Annotated in this window: 7 protein-coding genes; 3 read left to right on the top strand and 4 right to left on the bottom strand. The window is 62.5% G+C overall.

The genetic code is table 11. The features are described 5' to 3' along the window. From RSA25_RS11285 to RSA25_RS11275, 3 genes are all read left to right on the top strand, one after another. Positions 1-225 (top strand): hypothetical protein (locus RSA25_RS11285; protein WP_332808981.1); only part of this gene is annotated, 225 nt, incomplete at its 5' end. A 698-nt stretch (positions 226-923) separates the two neighbouring features. Further along, complete coding sequence (locus tag RSA25_RS11280) at positions 924-1397, top strand: hypothetical protein (protein WP_332808980.1); 474 nt, start codon at positions 924-926, stop codon at positions 1395-1397. Positions 1398-1493: 96 nt separating this feature from the next. After that, positions 1494-2144, top strand: coding sequence for a hypothetical protein (locus RSA25_RS11275; RefSeq protein ID WP_332808979.1), 651 nt, complete (start codon positions 1494-1496; stop codon positions 2142-2144). A gap of 70 nt (positions 2145-2214) precedes the next feature. On the opposite strand, the gene RSA25_RS11270 is transcribed toward RSA25_RS11275, so the two are convergent. From RSA25_RS11270 to RSA25_RS11255, 4 genes are all read right to left on the bottom strand, one after another. Then, a complete protein-coding gene (locus RSA25_RS11270) occupies positions 2215-3444 on the bottom strand; it encodes a type II toxin-antitoxin system HipA family toxin (protein WP_332808978.1) in 1230 nt (409 codons plus the stop codon). Positions 3445-3454: 10 nt separating this feature from the next. Next, on the bottom strand, positions 3455-3760 hold the full coding sequence (locus RSA25_RS11265; protein WP_332808977.1) for a helix-turn-helix transcriptional regulator: 306 nt from the start codon (positions 3758-3760) through the stop codon (positions 3455-3457). Positions 3761-4222: 462 nt separating this feature from the next. Beyond that, positions 4223-5224 carry an NADP-dependent oxidoreductase gene (locus RSA25_RS11260; RefSeq protein WP_332808976.1) on the bottom strand — a complete coding sequence of 334 codons (1002 nt, stop codon included), beginning with the start codon at positions 5222-5224 and terminating at the stop codon, positions 4223-4225. Further along, the coding region (locus tag RSA25_RS11255) for an SDR family oxidoreductase (protein ID WP_332808975.1) at positions 5221-5995 on the bottom strand (775 nt) is incomplete at its 5' end. The genes RSA25_RS11255 and RSA25_RS11260, both read right to left, overlap by 4 nt.

The following is a 5995-nucleotide window of genomic DNA, read 5'->3' as shown; positions in this document are numbered from 1 at the left end:
CGCGTAAGCCATAGTTTATGGCTGCGAGGTGTCTACGGAACCCTGGGCGATTCAAACTATGCTCATGACCGCCCGGAAATCGCAGGGCTAGCGCTGCCGGACCCGGAGGAGCTCCTGGCGGACGTCCTTGCGTTTGATAGCTTCATCAAAGAGGTGAATGCGCGGTCTGTGGTGACCGAAGGTGCTCGCAAGAAAGGGCCTTCAGCAGCCGCTGCGCTTGCGTAACCTCCAACGGTGAGGGCTGTGCTCTTTTGCTTGACTTGGGGCGCCTCCGCCTTACCTTCATCTTCTTTCGGGGTAGGAGTACTGATGGAAGAGCACAGGTGGCTAGCGGAGACGGTTAAGCTGGGCAATACGCAGGACACACGTGATCTTATCGGAACGTCCATGGACGGGCCGGGCATAGCATGGGATGCGCTTAGGGAGGCGATCTACACGGAGCGATTGGACATCTTCGATGCGCTTCTGCCAATTCTCGTGTCCGTCAATAGCGCCCGCCCGCTGGTCAACGACGCCAGGTAGGGGGTGGCACATGCGGTCGCCAAGCTAACTCCGCTGTGTAACCCACTGGATGAGGAGTCGCTGGCGCTATCGAAGGCAGCAAGGCTGGGGCACACAGATGTTCTTCGCTTGCTTCTACCGGTGAGTGACCACTTTGCCGATGAATCAGCGGCGCTGCTCGGCACTGCCAGGGCGGGACACATTAGATCTTTTCATGGAATGCGGAGTCCGTCCCGATTTACTGGGGAGCCTCTCAACGCACTAGTCGAGAGATTAATCCCTTATCTTCGCCTTGCTGGACGAACTCGGCGTGTCTAACATGGGTCTGCAACGGCTGGGTCGCGGGGATGCGGGCCACCGGAACAACGGTTAAGCCGAGACCGGGTTTCGGCTTTGGAAGGATGGGTCAGATAGGAGTCAGCATGAGCAGCATGGAAGAACGGCTTGCGGACGTTGAGCGGCGACTTGCCTTGCTCGAGGCTCGAGACAGGGGCCTGCCAGCTTCACAGGGCGTCGTGCCCGCTCGGGGCGCGGCAGAAGAGCAAGTGGTTTCCGTTTCCGTATCGAACAAGCGATATGACCACGGCGACTACGAAGACCACATTTGGTTTGACTGTGTCTACACGCTCTCCCAACACTCGAAGCCTACCCGCGCACTCAAGGGGGCGATCGAGTTCATGGACTTGTTCGGAGAGGTGCGGTTCCGGCTGCAATTGACCGTGAACGATCCTCTTTCTCCGGGACGTCCGCTTGCGAATCCGGGTATCGGGTTCACCTTCAATCAGTTCATGCCGGAGCACCAATGGATGCTGAGCACCGATCTCAGTGACATGCAGATCAGGCTCGTTGCTTCGAACGTCATCTACAGCGATGGAACTTCCGCAGCGTTTTCCTGATGGCGGGCGCCTTCCGATGCCCTGTGCCGATGCCGGGGAGTAGTGGTATCGGCATCATCGGAATCGAAGGCGCCCGGCGCGTTGGAGTGGGCTGCCTTGTCAGTGTGGCAGTATCTGTCAGCTCAGCTATCGGCAGTATATGACCAATATGGTCGAACCAATGAAGCTAATCGTTCGCCGAAGAGCGTGGGGTTAATAACGATGCGAGAGAGAGATTTTGTTCAGGCTGAATCCCAGCCCTTCCGCGATCTTGAGGCGATGCTTGAGGGGCGTGTCTTCCATGTAACCAAGCGGCAGCACATGGAGGCAATCATTTGCTCTGGCGCACTGTTGCCGAACGCTGATGGGCATTTGGAGACGACCTTTGGCTCATCCGCTAACTCATTCTTCAGGCTAAACGGCTGCGTCAGCGTGTTCGACTATAGGAACCATGAGGTGGCTGGCATCGCTGAGTACCGCAGACGCTGCTATCCATTTCAAGCTGCTCGGCCTGGTGGTGCCGGAATCGCGATTCTCATGCTCAAGCCGGAGAGCTACCAAGAGTTGCTGCCTTGGACGGAGTGGTCGATCTCTGGCGACCTCTCACAGAATATTGTTCCGTATGTCGAAGCTGGCTACCCAGGTCCTCTGCCGCTGAGCATGATCGATGAGGTTCTGTTTGTTCGTATCACTGAAGATCCTGGCTGCCTCGCGGCGCTTGTGCGGCGGAGTTATTTCAGCATCCTGCTGACAAGCTTTAGTCGTTGACGGCCACCCTATTCAGATTACTGCTCTGGAGGCAGCCATCCTTGGTACATCTGCCTGACGGTCTGCAACCTCAGCCATCTGACCCCATGCGCGCCAGGTTCTCCTTGAGACGCCCGGCAATCCCCTGGCGCGTGGCCTTTCGAATGGGGTAGTCCGCTGCCGCACCAGCAAACCCCGACGCTACGTCGCAGGCCTGTTCAATGATGCCTGTGGCCAGACGGGTCGGGACGTCATGCTCGGCTGCCAACCGCAGCAACAGCGCGCGCCCGATGTGGCGCGCTTCGCCGTACACATCCATGTGATGCTCGCCGCCCGGACCATCGGAAAACGTCAGGTCGTAGCCGGGCGCAAGCTTCCAGGCGCCCTGCCGATCCAGTCGATAGGAAACGTTCTTGCTGTGGTCGTCACGATTGTTGAAGACCACGTTGAACACCGCACGCCGGAACGCGTGGTTCACTTCGGCCTGGCTGCGCGTCAACGCCCGGGTAAGCCGGAGCAGGTCTGCGTAGTCCATCTGGGGAAGTCGGAAGTTGAGGTCGATGGCGCCTGCCGCGGTAAGCGTCGGCACCCGCATTCCCGCGTGCCGGTCAAAACGTTTGATGCCGAAGGCCGACAGCTTTGCACCCAGTTCGAACAGGCGGGTCTGCGGCATCTCGATGCCACACGCTTCCGCCAGGTTCGCATACAGCGTCTCCACCGCACACACTTCCGGGTGCTCGTTCCCGGCCTGGAATTTGACCAGCCACGGTTCTCCACCCGGCAGCGCCTGCGTGCTGACCATGCCGCTCTCCGGATTGAAGTTCACCAACGCCTTGGGGCGCGCACCCTGCGGCGAGCCGCCCAGCCTGGCCAACGTCGGGAGTGCTGCGGTGTCCTTGTCGTGCACCACCTGGCGAACCTCAGCGGCCAATTCCAGCAGGCTCAGGTCGTCGGTGGACAGCGCCATGCCTTCGTCGGGGCGAAAGGTCAGGGCGCCCATGCCGCGATCGCCAATGAAGGCCAGTCGGTCGAGAGGCGATAAGCGGCGGGGGTCTTTCCCGCACTTGCGGAACAACCGGTCCATGACCAGCAGCCCCCAGCCATCGGGCAGGGCGTCGGCAATCGCACCTGGGAGGCCGAACTGGTGCTCTCCATAGCCCTGAAAGGCGCCTGGCTGCAGCGGCAGGTTGGGCGACAGCGCCAGCCCATGGTCAAACGCGTCCTTGCCATATTCAAACAGCAGGTGCTGGCCGTCATGGGCCAGCCGACCGATGCGCCACTGCTCACCCCATCCCTCATAGACGATATCCAACAGGCGCATGGTTCAGGCCTTATCTGCTGGCGCGTTTGCGCACGGTGCGCTTTGCGCGGTTCATGTCGAGCAGGGCATCAATGGAGGTCACGCCAGGCGCGAAGAGGTTTTCCAGGCCATCTTCCAGGGTCAGTGCCTGGGCCACTTTGATGATGGTGCTGAAGGCACAGTCGCCGGTTCGCTCCAGATTGCGAATGGTGCCCACGGACACGCCGACGCGCTCGGCCAATTCCGGCTGGGTCATGCGGCGCGCGATACGGGCAAGCCGGATGCGCTCGGCAAGCTCGGTCGCAATTTCCTTGGGGCTTGCAAGGCTGAACTTCACGGAGGGCCTCCTGGCTTGACAGTCTACCAAAGATCGCCCATGACAAGCAATATGTTGGCGTTTTATGCTAAAAGTTCGTCTTAATAGCAAAAATATTGTATTTAACAAAGTCGGGCGCCACAAGCGCCATCCGATCCGCCGCATGAATCTCCATGGGGTTGATCGGATCGGCGAGGAATGCGGCAGCCAGTAGGTCGTTCCCTGCGTGCGACGGCAAGGCCGCTGGTTGGTCAAGCGGGGCTATGGCCTGCGTGACTTACGCTCTGCGTAGCGCGGGTCCACGCGTGTTCGCATGCCCCCGCGCACCTGCATCCATCCGCTTTGTGTCCGCGGGCCCCCGCAACGCGTGCCCGTGAACACAGGGCGAGGCTCGACGCGCCTTGGGCGCACACGTGCAGCATCGAGACGCGCCAAGGTTGGCGCGACGCCGTATCGGTCATAGGGCGCAGTCTGCGCCCACCCTTATTGCAGCTTCACCACCACTTTCCCTTTCGCCCGCCCGCTCTCCACATACGCCAGCGCGTCCCCGGTGCCCTCGAACGGAAACACCCGGTCAATCACGGGAACGATTGCACCAGCCTCAACAAGCGAGGTGATCGCACTCAGTTGCGCCCCATCGGCCCGCATGAAGACAAAGGTATAGGCCACGCCCTTCTGCTTGGCCTTCCTGCGGATGCCAAGGCTGAGCAGGCGCATGACCTGCTTCAGCGGCCAGGCCAGCCCGCGCGCGGCGGCGAAGGCGGGTGTGGGCGGGCCCGAGATGGAGATGAGGTGGCCACCCGGCTTGAGGATCTGCAGCGAGCGCTCCAGTTCATCCTTGCCCAGGCTGTTGAGCACCACGTCGTAGTCGCGCAGTGCCGTGGCGAAATCCTGCTGCCTGTAGTCAATGACCACATCCGCGCCCAGCGCCTTCACCCACGCCACGTTGGGCGTGCTGGTAGTGGTGGCAACGAACGCGCCAAGGTGTTTGGCCAGCTGGATCGTCACGGTGCCAACCCCGCCGGAGCCCGCCTGGATGAAGACCTTCTGCCCGGGCTTGAGCTGGGCGGTTTCGACCAGCGCCTGCCACGCGGTCAGGGCGACCAAGGGCAGCGAGGCGGCTTCCACCATGGTCAGGTTGGCGGGCTTGAGGGCCACGGAGGCGGCGTTGACGGCGATGAACTCGGCGAACGCGCCGATGCGGTCATCGTCGGGACGTGCATAGACCTCATCGCCCGGTTTGAACTGGGAAACGCCGGCGCCCACGCGCTCCACCGTACCGGCCAGGTCGTTGCCCAGAATCAGCGGCAGGCGATACGGCAGGATCACCTTGAATTCGCCACGCCGGATCTTGGGGTCCAGCGCGTTGACGCTGGCCGCGTGCACGCGGATGAGCACATCGCCGTCGCGCAGCGCTGGCGTTGGCACATCATCGATGTGGCCCGCTTCCTTCTTGCCATAGCGGTCGATGAGGAAGGCTTTCATGGGCGATAGCGCTCCGCTGCCTGCGCCTGGCGGATGTCCGAGAGCAGGCCCTGGCGCGATGCTTCCACCGTGTCCCAGCGTGCGGCCACATGCAACGGCGGAATGGTCACGGTCTCGCGGCGATCGAAGCCGACCAGCGCGGCATCGACCAGCTCGCCGACATCCATCACTTCCGGCAAGGTGTTGATGTCGATGCCGGCACGCTCCCAGATCTCGGTACGGGTGGCGGCGGGCAGCACGGCCTGCACGTAGACGCCCTTGGGCGACAGCTCCAGGCTGAGCCCCTGCGACAGGAACAGGACGAACGCCTTGGTCGCACCGTAGACGGACATGCCGAACTCGGGCGCCAGGCCGACCACCGAGCCGATGTTGACGATTGCGCCTTCGCCGGCGTTGGCCAGGCGCGGGGCGATGGCCGCGGCCAGGCGCGTCAGGGCGAGGGTGTTGAGGGTGACCAGGTGTTCGATGCTGTCGGCCGACTGGTCGGTGAAGCCGCCAGACTGGGCCACGCCCGCATTGTTGATCAGGATGCCGATGCGGGCATCGTCGCGCAGGCGGGTTTCCACGGTGGCCAGATCGGCGCGCTGGGTGAGGTCGGCCGGCAGGACGTCTACGGCGACCCCGGTGTCCTGGCGCAGGCGGGCGGCCAGGGTTTCCAGGCGCGCCGTGTCGCGCGCGACCAGCACCAGGTCGTGGCCGCGGCGGGCGAAGCGTTCGGCGTAGACGGTGCCGATGCCGCTGGAGGCGCCGGTGATGAGGACGGTGGGAAGC

Origin of the sequence: Stenotrophomonas sp. (genome assembly GCF_036662295.1) — a bacterium.
Lineage (GTDB): Bacteria > Pseudomonadota > Gammaproteobacteria > Xanthomonadales > Xanthomonadaceae > Stenotrophomonas.
The sequence above is the reverse complement of the archived record's forward strand: the minus strand, read 5'-3'. Positions and strand labels throughout refer to the sequence as shown.